General features: G+C 40.2%; 29 protein-coding genes. 21 read left to right on the forward strand and 8 right to left on the reverse strand.

The annotated features are described in order from the left end of the window. Positions 1-10 precede the first annotated feature (10 nt). The 9 genes from IQ283_RS15855 (at position 11) to aceA (ending at position 8,668) form a co-directional block, all read left to right on the forward strand. A complete protein-coding gene (locus IQ283_RS15855) occupies positions 11-1,378 on the forward strand; it encodes a metal ABC transporter permease (RefSeq protein ID WP_194221083.1) in 1,368 nt (455 codons plus the stop codon). Then, positions 1,375-2,259, forward strand: coding sequence for a metal ABC transporter permease (locus IQ283_RS15860; protein ID WP_194221084.1), 885 nt, complete (start codon positions 1,375-1,377; stop codon positions 2,257-2,259). Before IQ283_RS15855 ends, IQ283_RS15860 begins: the two co-directional genes overlap by 4 nt. A 376-nt stretch (positions 2,260-2,635) precedes the next feature. Next, a complete protein-coding gene (locus IQ283_RS15865; RefSeq protein WP_194221085.1) occupies positions 2,636-3,475 on the forward strand; it encodes a DUF1206 domain-containing protein in 840 nt (279 codons plus the stop codon). Positions 3,476-3,495: 20 nt separating this feature from the next. After that, positions 3,496-3,825: a thioredoxin family protein gene (locus IQ283_RS15870; protein ID WP_242057366.1), complete on the forward strand. Its 330-nt coding sequence runs from the start codon at positions 3,496-3,498 to the stop codon at positions 3,823-3,825. A gap of 129 nt (positions 3,826-3,954) precedes the next feature. After that, on the forward strand, positions 3,955-5,343 hold the full coding sequence (locus tag IQ283_RS15875) for a M48 family metallopeptidase (RefSeq protein ID WP_194221086.1): 1,389 nt from the start codon (positions 3,955-3,957) through the stop codon (positions 5,341-5,343). A gap of 67 nt (positions 5,344-5,410) precedes the next feature. Next, a complete protein-coding gene (locus tag IQ283_RS15880) occupies positions 5,411-5,899 on the forward strand; it encodes a DinB family protein (RefSeq protein ID WP_194221087.1) in 489 nt (162 codons plus the stop codon). A 239-nt stretch (positions 5,900-6,138) separates the two neighbouring features. Next, complete coding sequence (locus tag IQ283_RS15885; RefSeq protein ID WP_194221088.1) at positions 6,139-6,282, forward strand: hypothetical protein; 144 nt, start codon at positions 6,139-6,141, stop codon at positions 6,280-6,282. Beyond that, entirely contained in the window at positions 6,272-7,342 is a 1,071-nt protein-coding gene (locus IQ283_RS15890) for a hypothetical protein (RefSeq protein WP_194221089.1), read from the forward strand. Before IQ283_RS15885 ends, IQ283_RS15890 begins: the two co-directional genes overlap by 11 nt. A gap of 45 nt (positions 7,343-7,387) precedes the next feature. After that, positions 7,388-8,668 (forward strand): isocitrate lyase, encoded by a 1,281-nt coding sequence (gene aceA, locus IQ283_RS15895; RefSeq protein ID WP_194221090.1) that lies wholly within the window; start codon positions 7,388-7,390, stop codon positions 8,666-8,668. 1,222 nt (positions 8,669-9,890) lie between these two features. On the opposite strand, the gene IQ283_RS15905 is transcribed toward aceA, so the two are convergent. Further along, positions 9,891-10,364 carry a glycine/sarcosine/betaine reductase selenoprotein B family protein gene (locus tag IQ283_RS15905; protein WP_194221092.1) on the reverse strand — a complete coding sequence of 158 codons (474 nt, stop codon included), beginning with the start codon at positions 10,362-10,364 and terminating at the stop codon, positions 9,891-9,893. A 177-nt stretch (positions 10,365-10,541) separates the two neighbouring features. Between IQ283_RS15905 and IQ283_RS15910 the strand changes: the two genes are divergently transcribed. Together IQ283_RS15910 and IQ283_RS15915 are read left to right on the forward strand one after the other, a co-directional pair. Beyond that, the gene (locus IQ283_RS15910; protein WP_194221093.1) at positions 10,542-10,745 is read left to right on the forward strand and encodes a hypothetical protein; all 204 of its coding nucleotides are present in this window, start codon (positions 10,542-10,544) and stop codon (positions 10,743-10,745) included. A 110-nt stretch (positions 10,746-10,855) separates the two neighbouring features. After that, the gene (locus IQ283_RS15915) at positions 10,856-11,203 is read left to right on the forward strand and encodes a hypothetical protein (protein WP_194221094.1); all 348 of its coding nucleotides are present in this window, start codon (positions 10,856-10,858) and stop codon (positions 11,201-11,203) included. A 69-nt stretch (positions 11,204-11,272) separates the two neighbouring features. Here the strand turns inward: IQ283_RS15915 and IQ283_RS15920 are convergent, their stop codons facing one another. Then, positions 11,273-12,064, reverse strand: coding sequence for a superoxide dismutase (locus IQ283_RS15920; RefSeq protein ID WP_408962619.1), 792 nt, complete (start codon positions 12,062-12,064; stop codon positions 11,273-11,275). A gap of 180 nt (positions 12,065-12,244) precedes the next feature. Between IQ283_RS15920 and IQ283_RS15925 the strand changes: the two genes are divergently transcribed. Next, positions 12,245-14,935 (forward strand): PBP1A family penicillin-binding protein, encoded by a 2,691-nt coding sequence (locus IQ283_RS15925; RefSeq protein ID WP_194221095.1) that lies wholly within the window; start codon positions 12,245-12,247, stop codon positions 14,933-14,935. Between the two features lie 106 nt (positions 14,936-15,041). Continuing rightward, positions 15,042-16,055 carry an alcohol dehydrogenase AdhP gene (gene adhP / locus IQ283_RS15930; RefSeq protein ID WP_194221096.1) on the forward strand — a complete coding sequence of 338 codons (1,014 nt, stop codon included), beginning with the start codon at positions 15,042-15,044 and terminating at the stop codon, positions 16,053-16,055. A 25-nt stretch (positions 16,056-16,080) separates the two neighbouring features. Here the strand turns inward: adhP and IQ283_RS15935 are convergent, their stop codons facing one another. The 6 genes from IQ283_RS15935 to IQ283_RS15960 all read right to left on the reverse strand — a co-directional run bounded on the left by IQ283_RS15935 (position 16,081) and on the right by IQ283_RS15960 (position 18,155). Continuing rightward, complete coding sequence (locus IQ283_RS15935; RefSeq protein WP_194221097.1) at positions 16,081-16,293, reverse strand: spore germination protein GerPB; 213 nt, start codon at positions 16,291-16,293, stop codon at positions 16,081-16,083. Between the two features lie 14 nt (positions 16,294-16,307). Continuing rightward, complete coding sequence (locus tag IQ283_RS15940) at positions 16,308-16,523, reverse strand: spore germination protein (protein WP_194221098.1); 216 nt, start codon at positions 16,521-16,523, stop codon at positions 16,308-16,310. Between the two features lie 62 nt (positions 16,524-16,585). Then, entirely contained in the window at positions 16,586-16,975 is a 390-nt protein-coding gene (locus IQ283_RS15945; protein WP_194221099.1) for a spore germination protein GerPE, read from the reverse strand. Positions 16,976-16,987: 12 nt separating this feature from the next. Further along, on the reverse strand, positions 16,988-17,167 hold the full coding sequence (locus IQ283_RS15950; RefSeq protein WP_194221100.1) for a spore gernimation protein GerPD: 180 nt from the start codon (positions 17,165-17,167) through the stop codon (positions 16,988-16,990). After that, positions 17,164-17,772, reverse strand: a complete 609-nt coding sequence (gene gerPC / locus IQ283_RS15955; protein ID WP_194221101.1) for a spore germination protein GerPC — start codon at positions 17,770-17,772, stop codon at positions 17,164-17,166. Before gerPC ends, IQ283_RS15950 begins: the two co-directional genes overlap by 4 nt. 161 nt (positions 17,773-17,933) lie before the next feature. After that, a complete protein-coding gene (locus tag IQ283_RS15960) occupies positions 17,934-18,155 on the reverse strand; it encodes a spore germination protein (RefSeq protein WP_194221102.1) in 222 nt (73 codons plus the stop codon). Between the two features lie 296 nt (positions 18,156-18,451). Here IQ283_RS15960 and IQ283_RS15965 point away from each other — a divergent pair, with 296 nt between their 5' ends. From IQ283_RS15965 to IQ283_RS16000, 8 genes are all read left to right on the forward strand, one after another. Continuing rightward, complete coding sequence (locus tag IQ283_RS15965; protein WP_194221103.1) at positions 18,452-19,117, forward strand: DUF4397 domain-containing protein; 666 nt, start codon at positions 18,452-18,454, stop codon at positions 19,115-19,117. A 127-nt stretch (positions 19,118-19,244) separates the two neighbouring features. Continuing rightward, the gene (locus IQ283_RS15970) at positions 19,245-19,484 is read left to right on the forward strand and encodes a hypothetical protein (RefSeq protein ID WP_194221104.1); all 240 of its coding nucleotides are present in this window, start codon (positions 19,245-19,247) and stop codon (positions 19,482-19,484) included. 55 nt (positions 19,485-19,539) lie between these two features. Next, positions 19,540-19,746 carry a DUF2188 domain-containing protein gene (locus IQ283_RS15975; protein ID WP_194221105.1) on the forward strand — a complete coding sequence of 69 codons (207 nt, stop codon included), beginning with the start codon at positions 19,540-19,542 and terminating at the stop codon, positions 19,744-19,746. Between the two features lie 85 nt (positions 19,747-19,831). Beyond that, positions 19,832-20,314: a ribonuclease H-like YkuK family protein gene (locus tag IQ283_RS15980; RefSeq protein ID WP_194221106.1), complete on the forward strand. Its 483-nt coding sequence runs from the start codon at positions 19,832-19,834 to the stop codon at positions 20,312-20,314. Positions 20,315-20,407: 93 nt separating this feature from the next. Beyond that, positions 20,408-21,229, forward strand: a complete 822-nt coding sequence (locus tag IQ283_RS15985; RefSeq protein ID WP_194221107.1) for a DUF6612 family protein — start codon at positions 20,408-20,410, stop codon at positions 21,227-21,229. 154 nt (positions 21,230-21,383) lie between these two features. Next, on the forward strand, positions 21,384-22,403 hold the full coding sequence (gene moaA, locus IQ283_RS15990; protein WP_194221108.1) for a GTP 3',8-cyclase MoaA: 1,020 nt from the start codon (positions 21,384-21,386) through the stop codon (positions 22,401-22,403). A gap of 2 nt (positions 22,404-22,405) precedes the next feature. Beyond that, the gene (gene fdhD / locus IQ283_RS15995) at positions 22,406-23,200 is read left to right on the forward strand and encodes a formate dehydrogenase accessory sulfurtransferase FdhD (RefSeq protein ID WP_194221109.1); all 795 of its coding nucleotides are present in this window, start codon (positions 22,406-22,408) and stop codon (positions 23,198-23,200) included. An 84-nt stretch (positions 23,201-23,284) separates the two neighbouring features. Beyond that, positions 23,285-23,557, forward strand: a complete 273-nt coding sequence (locus IQ283_RS16000; RefSeq protein ID WP_194221110.1) for a hypothetical protein — start codon at positions 23,285-23,287, stop codon at positions 23,555-23,557. Positions 23,558-23,576: the final 19 nt, after the last annotated feature.

A 23,576-nucleotide genomic window follows, 5' to 3' on the forward strand; every position in this document is an offset into this window, starting at 1 on the left:
AGGGAGAATAATGTTAAATGAGCTCCTCCTAACGCTACAGGATGCAAATACACAGTGGGTGCTATTGGGTACAATTCTTCTCGGAGTGGCAAGTGGTGTTCTCGGCAGTTTTGCCCTTCTTAGGAAACAAAGCTTAATTGGTGATGCTATGGCTCATGCAGCACTTCCTGGGATTTGCATTGCTTTTCTACTGTATGGAACAAAATCGATTGGCTGGTTTTTAGTAGGTGCAGCGATATCTGGCTTACTTGCAACCTACTTTATTCAAGCTATTATTAACCATTCGCGTATTAAAGAAGACACGGCGATCGGATTGGTACTCTCAGTGTTTTTTGGATTTGGGATTGTCTTATTAACTAAAATCGCTCAATCTGAAAATGGTAACCAGAGTGGTCTTGATGACTTTATATTCGGTCAGGCAGCATCGCTTGTAGGAAATGACGTTCGAGTTATTTCGGGGATTGCAATCGTGCTCCTCGTGATCACCTGGCTACTCTTTAAAGAATTGAAGCTATTTACATTCGACCGCCAATTCGCAAAAGGAATTGGATTACCTACAGGGTTTCTTAATGCATTATTGATGACACTAATCGTCAGTGCAGTTGTGATTGGTTTACAAGCGGTGGGAGTTATTTTAATGGCCGCTATGCTCATTACTCCTGCAATATCTGCAAGGTATTGGACTGATCGACTTGATCGGATGGTTATAGTAGCGGGAACAATTGGTGCTTTATCCGGAATTCTTGGCACGATATTAAGCTCTATGGCAAATCGACTTCCGACAGGACCTGTCATCGTCATTGCAGCAACGGTTATTTTCTTAATTTCGCTCGTTTTTGCTCCAAACCGAGGGCTTTTATCGAAAGGTTTAAAATTGTATCGCGTTCGTAAAAGTGTTGCTAAGGAAACAGTTTTTCAAACGATGTATGATCTTTCTGAAGAAGTTAGCTTATCCACTACGAATTTTGCGTTCACTATAGCTCAGCTTGAAGAAAGAAGAAAAATGCCACGTCGTAAACTAGAGTCGATTCTACATCAGCTTCAAAAAGAAGGATACGTCTTCCAGCAAGTGAGTGGTAAGTGGCGCCTCACTGAGTTAGGTGCTTATAAGGCGCATGAAATTACAATGAACAATCGACTATTCGAGATTTACACTATGTATGAAATGAAATTTGCTCATCTTCAATCAAAGACAAACGATGAGTGGCATTATAAAGACCTTCCTGCAAAAGCCGTAGAAGATCTTACACGTCTAATGGATGTTCATGAACGGGCGCTTAAGTTAAATCCAGTTCATTTTGCTAGAGGAGAAAAGTATCATGTCAAAGCACCTTCTCAAAGCACAAAAAAGCGTAAGAAGGAGGTGAATTCCTCATGAGTTATGGAGCATGGATTATGCTTACTGGTTCTTTAGTGGGAGTATCGTGTGGGATCATCGGGTGTTTTTTAATATTACGTAAAATGGCGATGCTTGCTGATGCGATCAGTCACACCGTTTTGCTAGGTATTGTATTGGCATACCTCGTAAGTCATTCACTAGAAGGGATTTATATGCTCGTTGGTGCAGGGATTATAGGTCTATTGACCGCCTTTTTAGTGCAGGTGCTTCATTCAAGCGGTGTGCAATCTGATGCCGCTATCGGTGTAGTGTTTACTTCTCTATTCGCATTCGGAGTTATTCTTCTGTCAGCTTTTGCTAGTAAAGTACACCTTGATGTTAACCACGCTCTTATGGGAGAGATCACCTTTATTCCGTGGAATACGTTAACGATAGGTGGAATGGACCTTGGACCTTCCGCGGTCTGGATGCTTGGAAGTGTGCTGGTGATTAATCTTATTTTGATTTTCACGTTTTATAAAGAGATTAAGATAAGTTCGTTTGATCCTGCGATGGCTTCGGCTATTGGTATTCCAGTTATGTTCATCCATTACCTACTCATGTCAATGGTTTCAATCACGACGGTTGCTTCTTTTGATAGTGTAGGGGCTATTCTAGTCGTAGCCATGCTTATCGTACCGGGAGCTACAGCCTATTTATTGACAGATAAATTACTTGTTATGTTAATCATCAGTGCAGGTGTTGGTGTAGTTGCGGCGATCGGTGGTTATTATGCTGCGCTCGCTTGGAATATTTCGATCTCAGGTTCTATGGCATCGATTGCTGGGATGATGTTTGCGATCACATTTATCCTTTCACCGAGACACGGTTTATTATCAAAAGTCATAGCAAGGAAAGGAATTATCGCTGATCAGTCTTAATCATTTAACGCGATGAATCGCAAAAGAAATGATTCGAAACTATATGAAAATTATGTGATCTGTAGTATAGTAAAGAAATGCGATAGCTTGTGTCCACAAGACTATCTCCTCAATTAGTAGCCCTGTAAGCGAATGCTGGATTCGCTTACAGGGCTTTTTTCATTGAGTAAATTTTTTCTGTCATCATCTTGATTTCTAGAATAATGATACATTCGAGGGAATGTTTCTTCAAACGTAAAGTAAGGACTAAAAGAGTCCGAAATCGAACTTTCCTATAAATGGATAAGCAGAATCATAATCTTTTAGATTGAAAGTAAGCATTACTGGGAATAGAAAGAATGGATAAATGATATGAAAGAATGGAAGGAGATTGACAATGGACACTGGTACTGCGGCGAAACACAAAGCAAAACAAGCATCAAATGATGTTAAACCATGGATAAGAGGATTAGCAAGAATGGGGTATGCAGCCAAAGGAGTTGTTTACTTAATAATCGGGATTTTAGCTCTACAGGCAGCATTTGGCCCCGGGGGTAAAACAACTGATTCAAAAGGTGCTTTCGCTACTATTGCAGGAAAGCCATTTGGTGAAGCACTTTTATGGGTTCTCATAGTTGGGTTAATCGGTTATTCCGTATGGAAAGGTCTCCAGGGAATAAAGGATCCAGATCATTATGGTAACGATACGAAAGGCATTTTAATTCGCATTGGATTTGTTGGCGCGGGTATTATTCATTTATTTCTTGCCTATAATGCTGTTTCTATTATTACAAGAGCGGGAAGTTCATCTTCTGGCAGTAAACAATCAATGTCTGCTAAACTATTAGGACAGCCTTTTGGTCAATGGATCATTGGATTTCTTGGGTTATGCTTAATTGGTTTTGGTATTTATCAGGTTATTCGTGGTTACAAGAAATCCTTTATGAAACAGCTTAAGCAGTATGAAATGCACGATCAAGAAGAATGGTGGGGCAAACGTGCTGGACAAATCGGACTTGCAGCACGAGGTGTTGTCTTCACGATGATGGGCGTATTCTTTATTCAGACAGCGATCACGGCTAACCCTGATAAAACTAAGGGGCTCGATGGAGCGCTTTCAGAATTAGCTCAACAACCATATGGTGCTATCTTGCTTGGACTAGTTGCCATTGGATTTATCGCTTATGGCATTTTTATGTTTGTAAAAGGGAAGAATAGAAGAATGCAAATTTCTTAATTTATGAAGTATTAAAGAAGGTGAATCAACTGAATCAGACGACACTTGAAGAAGCAAGAAATGGAATTGAACAGAATCGCTTGTACTTTTTGTATTTGTATGGAACAAATTGCTCTGTATGCCATGCTCTTTTGCCTCAAGTTGAGGAAGTATTAGAGGATTTTCCACAAATCATACGAGAGAAGTTAAACGTTCATGAAATTCCAGAAGCAGCAGGTGCCTTTTCTGTTTTCACCATTCCCGTGCTTTTGTTATATGTGGAAGGAAAAGAAAGCATTAGAGAAGCGCGATTCGTTAATATCGACTCCCTTCGTTCATCGATCAATCGAATTGTTACGATGTTAGATTAGCCGAAAAACACTCAATATGAGTGTTTTTTTGTTATATCTTTATTAAGAGTTGAAAAACCATATACAGTAGAATGGAAAATTCAGTATACTGAACATAATCCAATGTGAAAGGAAATATGTGAAGTACGAATGAATGACTCGAAGCAGTTAACAACCACTTCAGAAACATCTCTATTTATTGTTCTCCTTGTCTTTAGCATACTTACTTATGTAGTTCTGTTTTTCTCAGTAATTGGAATGGCGATTATTGGAGTTTTATGGTTTATATCTTTTTTTAGTCACGGCTTGTTTATAGGAAACATTCGTAGTAATGGCGTTAAAATAACGGAATACCAGTATTCACATATCGATCAGAGAGTACGTGATTTATGTAAACGAATGGAGATTGAAAACGTTCCAGACGTCTATGTCATTGAGTCGGCAGGCATGCTGAATGCATTTGCAACAAGGTTACTAGGTAGGAACATGGTCATTCTTTATTCTGATATTTTTGAGCTGATTGAAGAAAATGCTGAAGAAGAAGTTACGTTTATTATTGCTCATGAGCTCGCACATATTAAACGAAATCACATTTTAAAACAACTTCTGCTTCTACCTGGAAATGTGATTCCGTTTCTGGGATCTGCCTATTCTAGAGCGTGTGAATATACGTGTGACCGAATGGGAGCTTACTACATAAATAGCGGTGAGAAGGCAGCAAATGGATTGATCATTCTTGCCGTTGGAAAACGGCTATACCAGAGTGTGAACAAAGACGCTTATATAACACAGCTTCAATCTGAGAAGAGTTTTTTTGTTTGGTTAAGCGAATGGCTTTCAACTCATCCCCCTTTACCGAAAAGAATTGCTGCTGTAGAGTCGTTTATGGAACTGAGGGAAAAGACTCCATTTCCTGCTCCTCGTAAGAAATTAGTAATCCTTTCACTAATTACGCTTATGCTCTTTATCGGTGGAATAGGTACAGCCGTTATGATAGCAGAAGTTGTTATTCCTTCGATCTCATCAGCATTCGACGATGAGCTTGCGTTATTTGACGAGGCTACTGGCGTGACACCTCTTATGGAAGCCATAATTAATGAAGATGATCTCGCCTTTCAGTCTCTTATAGATAAGGCTGATCTTGAAGCAACTGACTCAGATGGCTGGAATGCTTTACATTATGCAGCTGAGCATTCAGAAAATGATAAGATGTTTCAAGCGCTCCTTGATCGTGAAATGAATCCAAATGCCGTTGATTTATATGGGACAAGTGCCTTAATGATTTCGGTTCAAAATGGCTATGTTTCTAAAGTGAATCGTCTATTAAAGGCAGGTGCTGATCCAAACATGGCGGACATTGATGGCTGGACGCCTCTTATTTATGCTGCTTATATGGAACCTAATAATCGGAACGAAATGTATAATCTGCTCCTTGAAGCTGGGGCAAACCCCGCTTTGCAAGACGAAGAGGGGTATACTGCAATTGACTATGCACGAGATGCGAGAAATGAAGAAGATGTAAAAATTTTGTCTCAATAATGATAGATTCATAGGAAATTTAGTTTTCTGGCACGAATGATTATTAATAATGAAAGGTGGAGTTTGAATGAAAGATGCTCAATTACTAAAACAATTTACTTTTTGGCGATATCGAACACTCCAAGCGCTTGATGCTGTTACAGAGGAGCAAGCAGATGTTCTTCCTGAGGGATTTACGAACACAGTGCGATGGAATTTAGGCCATGTACTTGTCACTGCAGAATTTGTTCTAAATCGTTTTACAGAGATGGAGAAGAGTCTTCCACTAAACTATTCCGCATTATTTAAAGCTGGTACACGACCTGGTGATTGGACGGAAGAGCCGCCATCACTTACTGAGATAAAGCATTATTTAATAGAGCAGAATAAAAGAATAAGTGAGTTAGAAGGAAAACTGAGCGAGTCCCTTCAAAGTGACTTTTCTATTGGTTCCTACCTTACTCTTGAAACAGTAGGAGAACTTATTCTGTTTTTGATGAATCATGAAAATCTTCATTTAGGAACAATTAGTGGGATTAAACGTGCTCAGGGTATGAAAGAACTGTGGAAAAAATAAACTGTATGAGTACAGCTTAAAACACGTGCAAAAAGCACGTGTTTTTTTGTTTTTTATAAATTATTACAAAAAAATATAGAATGTATAACCTGTGATTTGTGCAATTCACAGGTTTTTTAATTTTCCTAAAAAAAGGTTGAACCTTTTTAAAAAGTTGTTATATAATACTAACAAATAAAACAAATTGTATTATAACAGATGGAGGGAAGCAAAAATGGATTGTTATACGTGCTATGGAAATGGTGAATTGGAATGTCCGCATTGTCATGGAAAAGAAAGAAAAAATGAAGGGTGTCACCACTGTGAAGGTGAAGGATGTGTTGGATGTCATCGCTGCAACAGTAGCGGCAGACTTGAATAGGAGGGGATGTTGTGCTGGATGAAACTTTAGAAAGCGCTTACGATCAAAAAAGCCATTTACTAACTCTTGAAGCGATGGTGTTTCTAGAAAATCTTCAACGTCATTCACAGTCAATACAGCAGCTGATACAAGAAGAATTAAACAGAGAAGACTTCTTTGAACAAAAAATTCTCTTACCCGAAACGAAATCAATCCGTGAAGCGAATTGGGAAGTTAAACCAGTTCGGAAAGATCTACAAGATCGAAGAGTCATCGTGAAACAATCCGTTATCGACATTGAAAATGGTTCTTCAACAATTAATGCAGGGGCAAATTTACTTATTGCAGACTTTTCGGATGAAGCAATGTCTTTTGATCAGCGTATGCGAGCAGCACAAAATCTAAAAGAACTTATTCAGCAAGAACGAGTTAAAGAGAATGTATATCCTACAGCCTTCATGATCGCAGTAAACAATAGAAAGAATGAAGATAACTATAGTGGTATAGAAATCCCAGATAACCTTATTGATTTTGGACTTTATGTTTTCCATAATACGACTGAATTATTGAAGCTTGGTTCTGCTCCATATGTTTGTTTGAAAGGCGTTTCTTCTTATCGAGAAGCTAGCTATTGGAATAACATTTTTTCTTTTACAGAAAAGGAAATGAATCTCTTTCAAGGAACGATCAAGGCCACTGTCACAATTGATCAAAACAATATGAACCAGAGTGAGGAAATACTTTATGAATTACGTGATCATTGCGCTGGTCTCCATTTTGAATCTGAAGGTGTTGAAAGTATAAACGATTTAACGCGGTTTGTGATTAGCGTAGGACATAAGCGAAAGACACATGTCATTGTGGAAGATAAGATCATGAGAAATAATGATCGCGATGATGAGAAAATTGTGAATGGGGAAATGTTTGAACGGGGGACACGGGAAGTAATTGAAGGATTTGATGGAAAGTGCTTCACAGATACTAATCTGATTCCAATGATGAAGGCGATTTGGAATCACTATATGCCTGAACCGAATCAGATTTGGAAAATGAGGCATGAGTACTCGGCATTTGATAGCTTGAATCATTCGAAAGTGATCTAAGAAAGAAGCATGACCAAATACCAACATATCCAGGGGGAAATAATGATGACAAAGCAAACAGGAGAAACACTTCAAGAAAACTGGAACCAGGACCGTTTTAAAGGAATTGAACGCCCATATTCACCTGAAGAAGTTTTGAAATTACAAGGATCCGTTCAAATCGAGTATACTCTTGCGAAAAGAGGTGCTGAACGACTCTGGAAACTTGTGAATGAAGAGAACTTCGTCAATGCGCTAGGTGCCCTTACTGGTAACCAGGCTGTTCAACAGGTGAAAGCTGGCTTAAAAGCCATTTACTTAAGCGGATGGCAAGTAGCCGCAGATGCGAATATGTCGGGGCAGATGTATCCAGACCAAAGCTTATACCCTGTAAATAGTGTTCCACAAGTCGTGAAGCGAATTAATCAAGCTCTTCAAAGGGCGGATCAAATTGAACATTCGGAAGGAATTCATGAACGTGATTGGTTCGTTCCAATTGTTGCTGATGCAGAAGCAGGTTTTGGTGGAGCGCTCAATGTGTTCGAACTTATGAAATCAATGATTGAATCAGGTGCAGCAGCAGTACACTTTGAAGATCAACTCTCATCAGAGAAAAAGTGCGGGCATCTTGGAGGAAAAGTTCTTCTGCCAACACAGCAAGCTATTAAAAATTTAATTTCAGCACGCCTCGCAGCAGACGTTATGGGAGTGCCAACGTTAATTATTGCGCGAACAGACGCTAACGCTGCGAATTTAATTACGAGTGATGTTGATAAATACGATGGTGAGTTTTTAACAGGGGAACGCACTCCTGAAGGCTTTTTCTATACGAAACCAGGTCTTGAACAGGCGATTGCAAGAGGCCTTGCTTATGCACCATACGCTGATCTTATCTGGTGTGAAACGTCTGAACCAAATTTAGAGGAAGCTCAGAAATTCGCTAATGCTATTCATGAACGTTTTCCTGGAAAATTACTAGCTTACAACTGTTCGCCTTCATTTAACTGGAAAAAGAAACTCGATGATGAAACGATCGCTAAATTCCAGCGTGAATTAGGTAAGATGGGCTATAAGTTCCAATTTGTTACGCTTGCTGGTTTCCATGCTCTTAACCACAGTATGTTTGAACTTGCAAGAGACTACAAAGATAACGGAATGGCTGCCTACTCAAGACTTCAGCAAGCTGAATTTGCTAGTGAGGCAGATGGTTACTCTGCGACAAGACACCAGCGTGAAGTTGGAACGGGTTACTTTGACGCTGTGTCTCAGGTTATTACAGGTGGGACTTCTTCTACGACTGCTTTAAAAGGTTCCACGGAGGAAGAGCAGTTTACTTCAACGAAATAAGAGAAAAAACCGGCTGAATTTCAGCCGGTTTTTGTGTGGAATTCGTTTAAATAGTGGAAGTGGGTCAGAAAAACTACTAGACATCGGGAGCATGAGAGTGAAGGGCATTTATTTCCGCGAAAAGTGATCACAATTCCGCGATAATCCCAATATATCCGCGGAAATAGGATTAATTCCGCGAAATCGGTTTTTTAGATCATGCTGCAGTGCCTGCCGGGTCTAAACGGAGGCTTCCGCTTTTCGGTGTCTAGCTGCAGCGCCCAGCCTCTCGATCGCTTCACCCTCTAAAATGAACACAAAGAGCGTGTTCTTTTTAGAGGGCTCCAGCGCTTGTCGAGGCTAAACGGTCGCTTCCGCTTTTCATGTCTAGCTGCGCGGGCCAAATCCTCCGGCTGTTTCGCCCTTTCGATTGAGACAAAAAGCGTCTCATTCAAAAGGGCTCCAACATCCTGCGGATTTAGGCGGGCCCGCTCCGCTTTTCATGTCTAGCTGCGACTCGCAGAAACTGCGATATTTCGCTCTTTCACCAGAACACAAAGGGCGTGTTCTAGTTCAAGAGCTCCAATATCTCCGTTTCTAACCGCTCGTCTCCGCTTTTCGGTGTCTAGCTGCAGTGGCCAGGGTCTCGATCGCTTCACCCTACAAAATGAACACAAAGACCGTGTTCTTTTTGTAGGGCTCCAGCGCTTTTCGACCCTAACCGGCCACTTCCGCTTTTCGTGTCTAGCTGCAGCGCCCAGCCTCTCGATCGCTTCACCCACTATAATGAACACAAAGAGCGTGTTCTTTTTAGAGGGCTCCAGCGCTTGTCGAGGCTAAACGGGCGCTTCCGCTTTTCGTGTCTAGCTGCAGCCTCCAGACCCTCGGTCACTTCACCTTTTCATCCGAACACAAAGACCGTGTTCAAATGAAAAGGTTCCAGTGCCTGCCGGGTCTAATCGGAGGCTTCCGCTTTTCGTTATTTATACTTAATTCCTGATTCTTCTACTATTCCGCCTTCTTTGGCTTCGACTAGGAGGTCGAGGGCTTTGTTGAGAACTTGTTTGTGCTGTTCTCTGTTGTTTGGTTGTCCTAGTGCGCTGCCCATTGGAAAACGGTTGTAGAGGGAGCGTGGAATGTTAACGTATTCGCTTATTTCTTTAGACATTGTCAAGGAAACTGTTGGGATTCCGTTTTCTTCTAATATGCGTGCGATCAGACCGACCGACTGTTGGCAGACTGGTCAGGAAGGCACCAACAAAGCGAAGTCTACGTTTTCCTTCAATAATTTCTGAGCCACCTCTTGTGCTGTAACCGTTTTGAGTGGGTGAGGTGTAGGGATATATCCCATAAAGCCATAGTGATTTTCAGCGAGTTCTCCAATTCTTCCTTCTTCTTGAAGTTCTTTCATTGTATCAAGAGGGAATTGGATGTTGGCATCCTGTATCACTTTTGAGTGATCATAGTGCTCGTGAGCAAATGATACATTATTGAGATCTGTATTTACGGGAATTTCTCTGTAAGAAGGATCACCCAAACCAAAGTTATCATTAAAAGGTTGTTGCCCTTTTACATATACACCACCAGTAGCAATAATGGCGCCTTTCGCTTTGCTAAGGTCTTTAGTGAATGGTGTGAATGGGGTCGACTCATTCTTTTCAAACTTAAAAGAAGGGACCCAATTTTGTTGCACGGCCTGTTCGACCTTTTCAATCATGCTAATTCCTCCTTCTCATTAAAAATTATGTTGCCTTTTTGTTTTAGCATGTATACAAAAAAAACAAAAGTAAAATGTCTCGGACAGCATAATTTCCCCAAGTATGAAATACGATGGTTAGTAAATGAAGGAGGAGGGACAGGCCAATATGAATCAGAGAAGAAATGCCTATAGACAATGATTATTCGATTCTTCACTTTTCTAATCGGGTTTGGTCTGTCGGTTGCAGGTGGTGTTACGTTAATTCTGGAGCTCAATCTGATTATTATTGGTCATAGTCTTCTTGACTATTTTGTTTATATATCGCAGACTCCAGAGCTGTATTTATTTGCTTCTGGCGTTTTTGTTGTATGGGTAAGCGTATACTGGCCGAGAGCATAGGTAGTAAGAATTATCATTTCTCCGCTAATGTCCCTTCCCGATTGAGAAACTCCTCATACCTTATAATGTAGGCAACTATCATGATGGCCAACAGGAAAGGGAGGAGACACATGAACCATTATCTCCCCATTCAGGGGGATTTTTATAGTGCTTATCCTGACACAAGGAATTATTATGGACTGAGACAGTATGACTACCAGCGGCCGTATCCGTTTATTGGAGGTTTTGCAGGTGGGCTTGCGGGAGGTCTTGCAGGAGGATTATTAGGAGTATTATTAATACCAGGGATATATGGTGGATATCCTCGTCCACGACCAGGATATCCCTGTCCTGGACCTGGGTATTGTCCTCCAGGTTATGGACAGCCGGGATACGGAGCTCCAGGGTATGGCCCACCAGGATATGGCCCTCCGGGTTATCCTGGCGGACGACCGCCATATGGACCATATAGAGAATAGGTTTAAAAGCAAAGGGAGAACCCTTTGCTTTTTTTCTTTATTTTAGCTTATAGTGTTGTTTTTTCTTTTTTAGAAAGGTTTCCACTTTACATTTTGAGCTTTACGAAATCGTTTGTTAACTTCTTTCCAATTAACTACGTTCCACCAGTTTTCGATGTAGTTCTTTCGGTTGTTTTCATATTGTAAATAATAAGCGTGTTCCCAAACATCAAGAGCTAGAAGAGGTATGACATCCCACTGGCTTAAGTTTTGGTGTTTTTCAGCTTGAAGAATTTCAAGTCTTCTTGATACAGGTGACCAGACAAGAATGGCCCAACCTGATCCCTCTACTTTAGCCGCAGCATTTGTGAATTGTTGCTTGAATTGGTTGTATGATCCAAAGCTCTTTTGAATCTCAGGTAAAATTTCTCCCTCTGGCTTCCCACCATCTGGGCTCATGATTTTCCAAAATAAAGTATGAAGATAATGCCCAGCTCCATTGAAAGCTAATTCACGTTCCCAATGTTTAATGAGAGCATAGTTATCCTGTTGTCTTGCTTTCTGTAATTCAAGTTCTGCTTTGTTTAACCCATCTACATAGCTTTGGTGGTGAATGTCATGATGCAGCCTCATGATTCTTTCACTAATGTAAGGCTCGAGTGCATTGTATTTGTATGGCAGAGAAGGTAAGGTATGTCCTCCTATAGGAACGGATGAATCTTGTAAGTTACGCCACTGCTTGTATAACGAATTGGCCATCTTATATAGGTCTTCTTCATTTGACCCATTCACATCGACATTTTCCTGAACCGCCGCTAACCATTCCTCAGTTTGAATAAGTAGAGAAGAGTTTACTCGTTCATGGAGGTTACCTTCTAAAATGTGATTTCGGAATTGGGAGCCCCACTCAAGCAGTTTTACTGACAATCCACTCACTCCTTTCTAGACGTTATTACTATATGAATTCTGTTAACAAATTGTTTCAATCTCTTAATAAATGTTTTTAATATGAAACATTTGGGTAACACCTCTCTATGGAGTTTGACGCTAAGGGGGATCATAATGGGGAAAAATATCAATGAAGAACAACATACAGGTAAGCAAGAAGGTCGAAAAAAAGGGAAACGTTTTGCTAGGAATGTCCTTTTAATAGGTGCTTTCTTGATGGTTTTTGTATTAACGTTTGGGGGTTATCAAACTTACGCTTATATTAATGAAGCACCAAAGCTTGAAGAAAATAAACTAAGTTTACCGCAATCATCTACGTTATATGATGCAAAAGGAAATAAAATCACAGACATTGTAGGAGAAGAGCATCGAAATATCGTTTCATTTGATGAAATCCCTGAACATGTTGTAAATGCCTTCATTGCAGTTGAGGATGTAAGATACTGGGAACATAATGGAGTGGATTTAAAAAGAATCGGCGGAGCTGTCGTGGCCAATATTCAAGATGGGTTTGGAGCAGAAGGTGCGAGTACGATTACGCAACAAGTTGTTAAGAACATGCTTCTAGAGCCTGATAAGACAGTGAAACGCAAAGTTCAGGAAGCTTACCTTGCGATGGAATTAGAAAAACAGTATTCCAAAGAAGAGATTCTTGAGATGTATTTAAATAAAATCTATTTTGGACAAGGGGCGTATGGAATCGCAACAGCTGCTAACACCTACTTCGATAAATCACTAGAAGAGTTATCAACAGAGGAAGCGGCATTATTAGCAGGTTTGCCTCAGCGTCCATCAGGATACGATCCATACAAACATCCAGACATCGCAAGTGATAGAAGAGCAACTGTCCTAAGTTTAATGGAGCAGCATGGATTTATCTCTGAACAAGAACGTAAAGAAGCAGCTTCTGTTCCTGTGCAAGAGTCAATTGTGGAACAGCAAAGTCAGTCTACAACCAACGATGCTTTTATCGATCAGGTTATTGATGATCTTGAGAAAGCCGGCATTCCTGAAAACGCACTTTATTCAGGAGGATTAGAAATTTATACGACGCTCGATCAGAATGCGCAGCAGATTGTAGATGAAGCACTTACTACAAATAAAGTTGTTGAATACCCAGATGAGCAGTTTAGAACAGGGGTTTCCCTCATTGAAACTCAGTCCGGTGCGATTAAGGCTATTGGCGGAAATCGTCAAACGGGCGAAAATGATGTTCAAAAAGGATTTAATTATGCTACTCAATTAGAACGTTCACCAGGCTCAACGATCAAACCAATTCTTGATTACGCTCCTGGAATTGAAAAGCTGAAATGGTCAACTAATCAACAGTTTATTGATGAAGAGCTTGAGTTAAACGGAAAAGAATTTAGTAACTGGAACGACGAGTTTCAGGGCAGTGTTTCGATACGAGAAGCACTTCAGTGGTCTTATAATATTCCTGCTATTAAAGCATTTATGGAAGTAGGGGGAGAAGAAGCTCAGGCATTTGCGAAAAAACTAGGTATCTCAATTGATGAAACGTATCCTGCCTACGCTATCGGTGGTTTTGCTGGAGGAATTTCTCCTCTACAACTATCAGGCGCATATGCTGCATTTGGTTCAGGCGGAACTTTCCATGAGCCTTATAGTGTTGAAAAAGTAGTTTACCCGAATGGTAAGGAGCAACAGCTATCCTCTAAATCTGAAAAAGCGATGAGCGAAGGAACTGCCTACATGATTACAGACATGCTCCGAACAGTCGTTGAAGAAGGAACTGGCATGCAGGCGAAGGTTAAAGGGTTGGACGTAGCTGGTAAGACAGGCACGACAAGTCTTGATGATGGTATTAACGGTGATGGTGTATCAGACGCCTGGTTTTCTGGATATACGACGAACTATACTGCTTCCATTTGGACTGGATATGATAAAACGACTCAGAATTCCTTCATTCATAAAGAAGACGATGATATTGCGAAATTGCTTTTCCGTCACATCATGAGTGAAGTATCGAAGGATAAAGAAACAAACTCGTTTAAAAAGCCGGATTCAGTTGAAGAGATTGAAATTGATAAGACAACAGGATTACGTGCAAATAAGGCAACGCCTTCGTCTGATATAATAAAAGAGCTTTATTTTAAAGGAGAAGAGCCGAAAAAAGCACCACTTCCAAAACCGAAAAAGAAAACTTCATCAAATGAACAAGATGAGAAAAACGATACATCTACAGAATCTACAAAGAAGGATTCCAATAATCCTAATGATAAAAAGAAGTCAGAGGATAAAGTAGAGAAACAGCAGAAGAATGAGTCCGTAAAAGAGGAACCAAAGGCTAAGCCGGAAGAAAAGAAAGAGCCAAAAGAGCCAAAAGAGCCTCAAGAACCGGAAAATTCAGAAGCACAAGAAGAACCTTCTGATCAGTCTGAAGAGAAGGAAGAGCCTGTGACAGACGACTCTTCTAATGCTGGAAGTGACAGTTCAGAAGACGGCGAAGATGATGCTAATGCTAACTCTGGTAATGAAGAGAATACCAATAATGATGGCAGTAATGAAGGAAACCCAAGTAATACGGGTGACGCAGAAGAGGGGGGGAATCAAGAGGGTTCAAATAATGACCCTCCCGCTGATGGAAATGATGAGGGCACGAGTGAAGAAACAAATGAAAACTCTGCAAATGATAGTGAAAATAGCGAGGTAAGTGATTCAGAAGAAAACACTGGTGACTCATCAGACTCTTCTGATCAAGGTGGAAGTCAAACTTCTGAAGAGGAAGAAACTACATCAGCTAATGCCAATCAATCCAAGGAAAAAGAGACCACAGAAAAGTAGGTAATACTGAAAATATTTGAAATTGTGACCAATTTAACAGTTTATAGAATGAACCTCCATTATGATGAAGAAGGAAATGAAAATTCATCAAATGGAGGTTTTCATTATGAAAGCAGCAATTGTACATGCCTTTAAAGAGCCACTTTCAGTAAAGGAAGTAGATAAGCCTGTTATTGGACATGGAGAAATATTAGTACGCATCAAAGCATGTGGTGTATGTCATACCGATTTACATGCTGCACATGGTGATTGGCCCGTTAAACCAAAACTTCCGCTGATACCAGGTCACGAAGGAGCTGGAATTATTGAGGAAGTAGGGGAAGGCGTCACACACTTGAAGATAGGAGATCGAGTGGGTGTCCCATGGCTCTATTCCGCGTGTGGTCACTGTGAATACTGCCTAACGGGACGTGAAACACTTTGTAAGGAACAGCAGAATGCGGGCTATTCTGTTGATGGTGGATATGCTCAATATTGTAAAGCCGATGCAGATTATGCTGTGAAAATTCCAGATCGTCTTAGTTTTGAAGAAGTAGCTCCTATTTTCTGCGCAGGCGTCACCACTTACAAAGCTTTAAAAGTAACTGAGGCTAAGCCTGGTGAGTGGGTGGCCATTTATGGAATCGGAGGGTTAGGGCATGTCGCCGTTCAATATGCGAAAGCAATGGGGCTTCACGTCATAGCGGTTGATACGCACAGTGAAAAATTAACACTTGCAAAAGAACTTGGTGCAGATCTTACTGTTAATCCAGTTGAAGAGAATTCTTCTGAATTTATCCAAAGAGAGGTTGGTGGAGCGCACGCTTCTGTTTGTACAGCTGTTTCGAAGCCTGCTTTTAGTGAAGCTTATGCAGCAGTTAGACGAGGAGGCTCTGTAGTAGCCGTAGGATTACCACCTGAAGAAATGCCGATACCGATTTTCGATACTGTATTAAATGGTATTAAGGTCATTGGATCAATCGTGGGCACGCGTAAAGATTTAATGGAAGCTTTGCAATTTGCAGCTGAAGGCAAGGTGAAAACAATTATTGAGACTCGCCCATTAGAAGAGATTAACGAAGTTTTTGAAAGTCTAGAAAATGGCGATATTAATGGAAGAGTTGTTATCACGTTCGACTGAAAAAAAACCGCCGTCGGCGGTTTTTTTATGTTGGAGGAGCAAGAGGCACAAATGGTGTTAATTCAGAAGTTTGTGCTGTAGAAAGTTCAGGAGCAGGTTCAGTGTATCCACCCGTATTATAAAGATTTGAAAGTGGTTTAATAATACCAGCGCTCCCAATTTGAAGGACTGAGGAATTCGAAATTCCTTCGACTCTAAGCTGATGAATAACGATGTTTTGGTTCACAAAGAAATTCACGAATCTTCAGCTCCCTAATTGTTTGCGGTAATGTTTTCATCCGCAACATCCGGGTCTAGTGAATTCGTTAAACTAAATCCGTTGTTTACGACATGAAAATCGCCTGTATTAAATGCACCTGAACCAGCGTATGTTTTGGAAGTTGATTTTGGTGTTGTGTTAAAACTATCCCCGAAGTTCACTACTCCACCCGCGCTATTTATCTTAACTGGTCCTACGATTGAAGGCATTATTGAACACCCTTTGAGTTGTTATAAAGTATAGTATGTGATCAATAAAGGATCCGTTCAATTTATTCTTCATCATCGTAAGGATTAGACAAATATTCGCGATTGTGTTTTACCCTTGCCTCCGTCTTAATCTGTCTCGTAGATCCAACTTGTAAAACGGAGGAAGCAGCGATCCCGATGACGCGAATGCTCCCAACTTTAATAATGGGGTTTTCGTGAATCGTGCATTGCTCGATTTTCTCAGTTAGAAGGGGGAGAGGTAGTGGTTGGGAAAACATCGGATATTCTGTTAAATCTTCTACTTCATTCCCATTAAAAATCGGAAGTTCACGCTGTAAAGCATAAATTTTTGTCTCGGGAGTCACTTGATTGCTGTCACCAATTTGCACAACTGCGGAACTATCGACTGACGAAACAAGGATCCAATTGACGAGGGAGGATCGACTATTCATAGGAAATTCCCCTTATGATGACGCTAATGGAACAAATGGAGCTGAGATAATTAACGATTCCGGTGGTGTGTCGAAAATAGATGAGCAGACGATTGATTCTGTGTCGCCCACAAGAAATACAGAAGAGCTTGCTACAGCTGTAATATTAATATGCCCTACTGAAAGTCCTCGGTTTATGACGGTATACTTCATTTGGAATTAGTCCTTCCAGGTAAGTTTTTTAGAAAAGCTTCCATTCCATTTGTAATGTCTCGCTTTAATTTGTTTGTTACTTCTTCAACTAGTTGCTCTGTGCTTGACTCAGGCGATCGATTGGATTGTTGATTAACATAATAGTTGATACGCTGATCTAGCTGCTTTTGAATATCATTTAAGATGAAGTGACGGTAAGGATCATCAAGAGGATACTGATATTTTTTCTCTAACTCCCCTAGATGTTGAATGGCCCCATTTTTCATATAGGAGTGAATGTTTTGCTGAATGGATTGTATGGCTTCCGGAGGTATGTTACTCGGATTCATTCCATTTCCCCCGTTTACTGTAAAGTCATCCAGAACATCAGCTCCTCCATTTGGAGTTAAGCCAATATTTAACGTTCCATCAAGCCTTTCAATTTTTAATTGGTCAAATTTATATTCGATTTTCTCAATGTTGGTTTTAGGAGCTTTCGATAACTCATGGCAGCTATTTCTTAAATCATCCACCATATCTTCAAGCATTTTGATTCGATTGTTTTGTTGTTCAATGTTTTGTTGCATCCGTTGCAAGATCGCATAGAAATTATCGGTTGGATACATTGACAATCAACTCCCGTATCAAAATGTTTATTCCACCTATAAATGGTCACTCCCCAAATCTTAGGTAATCCAACCGGGTCTCATTCAATGCCTTTATAGTCCGATGGATAGAAGACTTTACACTATCATATGTTCGACAGCAAAATTAGGTGAATGCCCTGCTAAATATTCGCAACAACATTTTGGTCAGCAATATCACTATCGTTAACGGTAGTGACGCTGTAATTACTATTGACGTTTAAGCCATCGCCTGTATTAAACGAACCGCCGCCCGCAAAGGTGCGTATTGCACTTGTGGGAGACACAATAAATACATCGCCGACGTGGAAAACACCGCTGCTTCCAATGGAATTGACTTTAATAGCTCCAACGATTGCCGGCATTTTTTCACATCCTTATTAATGGATTTCACTTATTACTGTATGCGGAACAATCGCGTATGTTCGAAGCTTCTAGCTATAGTCTGTTTACCGCATACTTCCCCTGCGTCGTGTTAATAGCTACCCTTAAAGCTCTAATATCTAAAAAATACTTCTTCATCTAAACTATGATTCAGTAACAAAAATCACCTGTAAGAATTTTTTAATAAGTCAAATGACATTGGATCAGCAAATGAATAATTTATATCTTTCAGTAAAAAATAGGCAGGTTAACAAATGAATAGAAGGGAGTTTTTATAATGAAATGGATGTTGAATTTACTATTCATGCTAGCGCTTTTTGTCGTGCTTTCCCCTGAGGGTTTTGCAGCGGAGAAAAGTGAAGCCAATGTGCGTGTTATTCATGCTTCACCAGATGCACCGTCTGTCGATATTTATGTAGATGGTCAACCTGCTTTTGAAAAGGTTTCGTTTAAAGATGTGACAGATTATGCTGCTTTAGCACCTGGTGAGAAGACGATTCAAATTTTTGCCTCTTCTGCTAACGGGGAAGGTAAACCGGCCCTTGAACAAAAACTAACAGTGGAATCAGGAAAAACCTATTCCGTACTTGCGATCGGTAAGCTTGAGAACCTTGCCCTTAAAGTATTAGAAGATCAAAAAGGTTCAGGAGAAAAATCGGGATTGAGAGCTGTACATGCTTCACCGAACGCTCCAGCTGTTGATATTGGCGTGAAGGATGGAGATGCTCTTATTAAGAATCTCGCTTTTACCCAAAACTCTGATTATCAAATGGTTGACCCGGGAACATATAACTTAGAAGTTCGTGCTGCAGGATCTGATAAGGCTGTTCTTGATCTTCCTAATCTACCTGTTGAAGCAGGTGTAAACTACACAGCTATTGCTATTGGTTTATTGGATGGAGATCCTCCATTAAATGTTATTCTTCTAAAAGATGGGAAATAATAAGAAGACCGCAGCTTAGCTGCGGTTGTTTTTGTCTGGAGAGGTTCTGTTCGTTTATCGCATTATTTTCTAATGCGATGGGGTCCAACATGTCCATCTATACTGAAAAGAAAGGAAACGTGATCGAATGCATTCTAAACATACAGTGCGCTACATTTGCGAGCGTTATATAAGTGGGAATAGTTACTATTATAAACAGGAATTAATTACGCATGATACGTGGCAAAATCCTGCTTCAATTCAATGGTCTACTAAAAGACCGATTTCAAGTAACACATTTTATCAGAAAGAAAAAGAAGGTTATAAAACAATTACTAAGCTACATGACAAAAAACCAGCGAAGGTTCTTCAGTTTTCTAGAACATAGGAAGGTTTATCCTACATCATAGGAAGGAATGAGAGATAGCAAGGAGGAATAAAGGATGAAAACCATTTATCATGTACAGAGCGGAAAAACCGGTTCATGGGAGATCAAGAAAGAGGGGGCAGAACAAGCAACCAAAACATTTGAAACAAAAGCAGAAGCGTATCAGTATGGAAGGTCGTTATGTGATGAGAATCGTCCATCTGAATTAATTATTCATCAGGAGAACGGTCAAATCGAAGACCATAGCCTATACAATAGTTAGTGATTTCTGTTCTCTTCGTACATATTTTTCAGCTTATGAATAAACATAGTACTAACTACTATCCTAATGAAAGAAGGGAACCTTCATGGATTTTATTAGTCCAACAGCTGGAAAAGTATCGGTTGAACAGCTTACACAACTTATTGAAAGCTATACGAAAGAAGATCCTAAAGGAACATATCGCATTGTGATTGGAACAGATTCGCAGACAAGCCGGAAAGCGACACAGTTTGTGACAGCCCTCATTATCCATCGTGTCGGCAAAGGAGCACGCATTTTCTATCGAAAAGTAAAACACAAGCCGATTCATGAGCTCAGGCATCGCATTTATAAAGAAACCCAAATGAGTCTTGAGCTCATGGAATCGTTAAAGGATGAAGGATTTTCAACGCTATTAGAAACCTGGCCGATTGAGATTCATCTCGATGTTGGAAAGCAAGGAGAAACGCGTAAAGTCATACAGGAAGTTGTAGGATGGGTAACTTCTGTTGGCTATATTGCTAGAATCAAGCCTGACTCATATGGGGCGAGCAGTGTTGCAGATCGCTATACAAAATCGATTAGTTAAACTGGCGGAATGTGCCAGTTTTATTTTTTTATGAAACCTCACTCTCGCTCATTCGTATTATTAGTAGAATGAATACTATGGAGGAGTGGTGAGATGAAGTTAAGAATGATCACGATTCTTAGTGCACTGATGCTTATTCTTGCAGCATGTAGTGGTACAACAGAATCCGGAGGCGAAGTAAGCGTTGATAAGGGTATTGACGCTGAGGAAGTATTCGAGAAATCAATTGCGGCTCAAGAAGAGATTGAGAATTTCCATATGAAAGCGGATATGACGCAAAGTATTGGTTCAGGTGAAGAAGAGATGGATGTCAATAGCGTGATTGACGCTGATATGGTGATGGATCCTATTGCTTTTCATCAAATGATTGATATGACAGCAAATGGTGAAACGATGCAAATGGAATCATACTTTACTGAAGAAGGTTTCTTTATGAAGCAGGGTGAGCAATGGATGAAATTCCCTGATGAAATGACAGATACACTACTTTCTCTTCAGGAAAATCAAGCTGATCCAGCTGAACAAATGGAAATGCTCAAAGAATATGTCGATGAATTCACTTTATCAGAAGAAGATGATACTTACGTGATGACATTGAAAGCTTCGGGTGAGAAATTTCAAGGGTTGATGGAGAAAACAGCTAAAGAAATGGGCTCACAAAATCAAATGATGGAAGAGGCCATGGATCAAATGAAAGTGAACAATGTGGAATACACATACGCGATCGATAAGGAAAGCTATCTTCCTGTACAAATGGACATGAAGATGGACAGTGAAATGAGCATGGAAGGTGAAACAATTTCCACGATTATGGAGATGAACTCCACTTATGACCAGTACAATGAAATTGAAGAAGTGAAGGTTCCTGAGGAAGTTATTTCACAAGCAAAAGAAATGCCAGGTATGGAACAATAATAACAAGGAGTGCTGCTAAAACAAGCGGCGCTCTTTTATTATGAATATAGAACTTTTTAAAGACTACTTAAGAATTGGATAAGTTATAACTGGAAAAAAGTACCCTGAAGCGTTACGATTAGCACATGACAACTGTTTGAAAGGAGCGAGGTTCATGTCAACTGAAACACTACTATACGATCAACTGAAACGTCCTTTAAGAGATCTTCGTATATCCGTAACGGACCGTTGTAATTTCCGCTGTCGTTACTGTATGCCTGAAGAAACGTTCGGTCCTGATTATGAATTTCTTCCTAAAACGAGCCTTCTCCAATTTGAGGAGATCACGCGTCTCGCTCGGTTATTTGTTGAGATGGGGGTTGAGAAGATTCGTCTGACTGGCGGAGAACCGCTACTTAGAAGGGATCTCGATGTTCTTATTGGTATGCTATCACAAATTAAAGGTCTTGATGATATAGCTTTAACAACGAATGCTTCTTTATTAAAAAAGAGCGCATTAAAATTAAAGCAGGCAGGTCTCACTAGAGTGAATGTTAGTCTCGATGCCATTCATGATGAAACGTTTGGCAAAATGAATGGGAGAGGGACAAAGATAAAACCCGTTTTAGAAGGAATTCAGGCTGCTGCCGATGCAGGTCTTCAAGTGAAAATTAATATGGTCGTTCAAAAGGGAATCAATGATCATGAAATCGTTCCAATGGCAGATTATTTCAGAAATAGCGGTCACATCGTTCGCTTTATTGAGTATATGGATGTAGGAAATTCAAATGGCTGGAAGTTTGATCATGTGATGAATAAGAAAGATATTATTGATCAAATAGCAGAGACTTTTCCTCTTAAATCTGTTGATGCTGCATACTTTGGCGAAGTGGCTAGCCGCTATCAATATGAAGATGGATCTGGTGAAATTGGTGTTATTTCATCTGTCAGTGATTCGTTTTGTTCTAGCTGTACAAGAGCGCGCCTTTCAGCTGATGGAGCTCTTTACACTTGTTTATTTGCTTCGAAAGGAACGAGCTTACGAAATCCGCTTCGTAATGGAGCGACAGATGAAGAATTACGGAAGATGCTAACAAATCTCTGGAATGGTCGACATGATCGCTATTCAGATGAGCGAACAGAGGAAAGTGTTTTAAATAGAGACAAGATTGAAATGTCATTTATAGGTGGATAATCATGGAGAAAGAATTCAAACATACGACTGAACGCAAAATCACACGGTATGAAAATGGGGAATTTAAAGAGAAGGAAGACTTGATTGCACTTGAGAAACCAATCACGATTCGAATTAATCATACTGAATTCGCAACGCTTGTTTGTACACCTGATCATTTAGAAGATATGGTCATTGGATTTCTCGCTTCAGAAGGGGTGATTCGATCTTATCACGATGTTGAAGAAATGCTTTTTAATGATGGGCAAGGGATTGTGAATGTAAAAGCTGCTGTTCAAGGTTCATTAACGTCTGAGACATATACAAAGCGCGTCATTAGCTCATGCTGTGGAAAAAGTAGACATTTTTATTTGCAAAGTGATTCGAAAACGGCTCGTACGATTATGAAGGCACCTGAATTAACCGCCTCCGTTTGTCTTGCTAATATGAGAACGTTGCAAGAGCAGTCAGCTACGTTTAAATCGACTGGTGGTGTTCATAACGCGGCCATATTCAAAAATGGAGAAATGGTGGCTTCACGTACTGACATTGGAAGACATAATGCTCTTGATAAACTATATGGTTACGCACTCCGTCACCATCTTCACCCTTCTGATCTTAGCGTTGCGTTTAGCGGAAGAATTTCATCAGAGGTTGTTATTAAGCTATCCAAGATGGGGATTGGTGTACTGCTCTCCAAATCGGCTCCCACTGAGCTTGCCATTCAATTAGCGGATGATCTTAACATTACAACAGTAGGGTTTATTCGCCATGAAGGCTTCAATGTTTATACAAAACCAGAACGGATTCTGATTTAGAACACCTCTATATTAGAGGTGTTTTTTTTGATCAAGTCGTTCATACTACTGAACAAATAAGCATTTTGGAAAGGCGGACATGAAATGGGTTGGACGATAGCTGTGATATTCTGGATTGCTGGTGTTGTATTGGTGGGGAGCCCCAAGTATTTGTTTCATCGTCTTGAGGCAATAAAATCGGATACGGCAGGTCATGCAAGGGCATCTGAAGCAACAGATAAAGAAGAAAGTATTTTCTTTTTTATTGAAACGAAAGCTCTTGATTCAATACCGTGGTGGGTGGTAACGATTTCTTGTGTCACAATTGGACTTTTTCTTATTGCGTTTGGAGTAATCGCCCTTGTTTTTTCCTATTAAAATGAAACTTTCTTGATTA

Origin of the sequence: Pseudalkalibacillus hwajinpoensis (assembly GCF_015234585.1) — a bacterium.
GTDB lineage: Bacteria > Bacillota > Bacilli > Bacillales > Guptibacillaceae > Guptibacillus > Guptibacillus hwajinpoensis_B.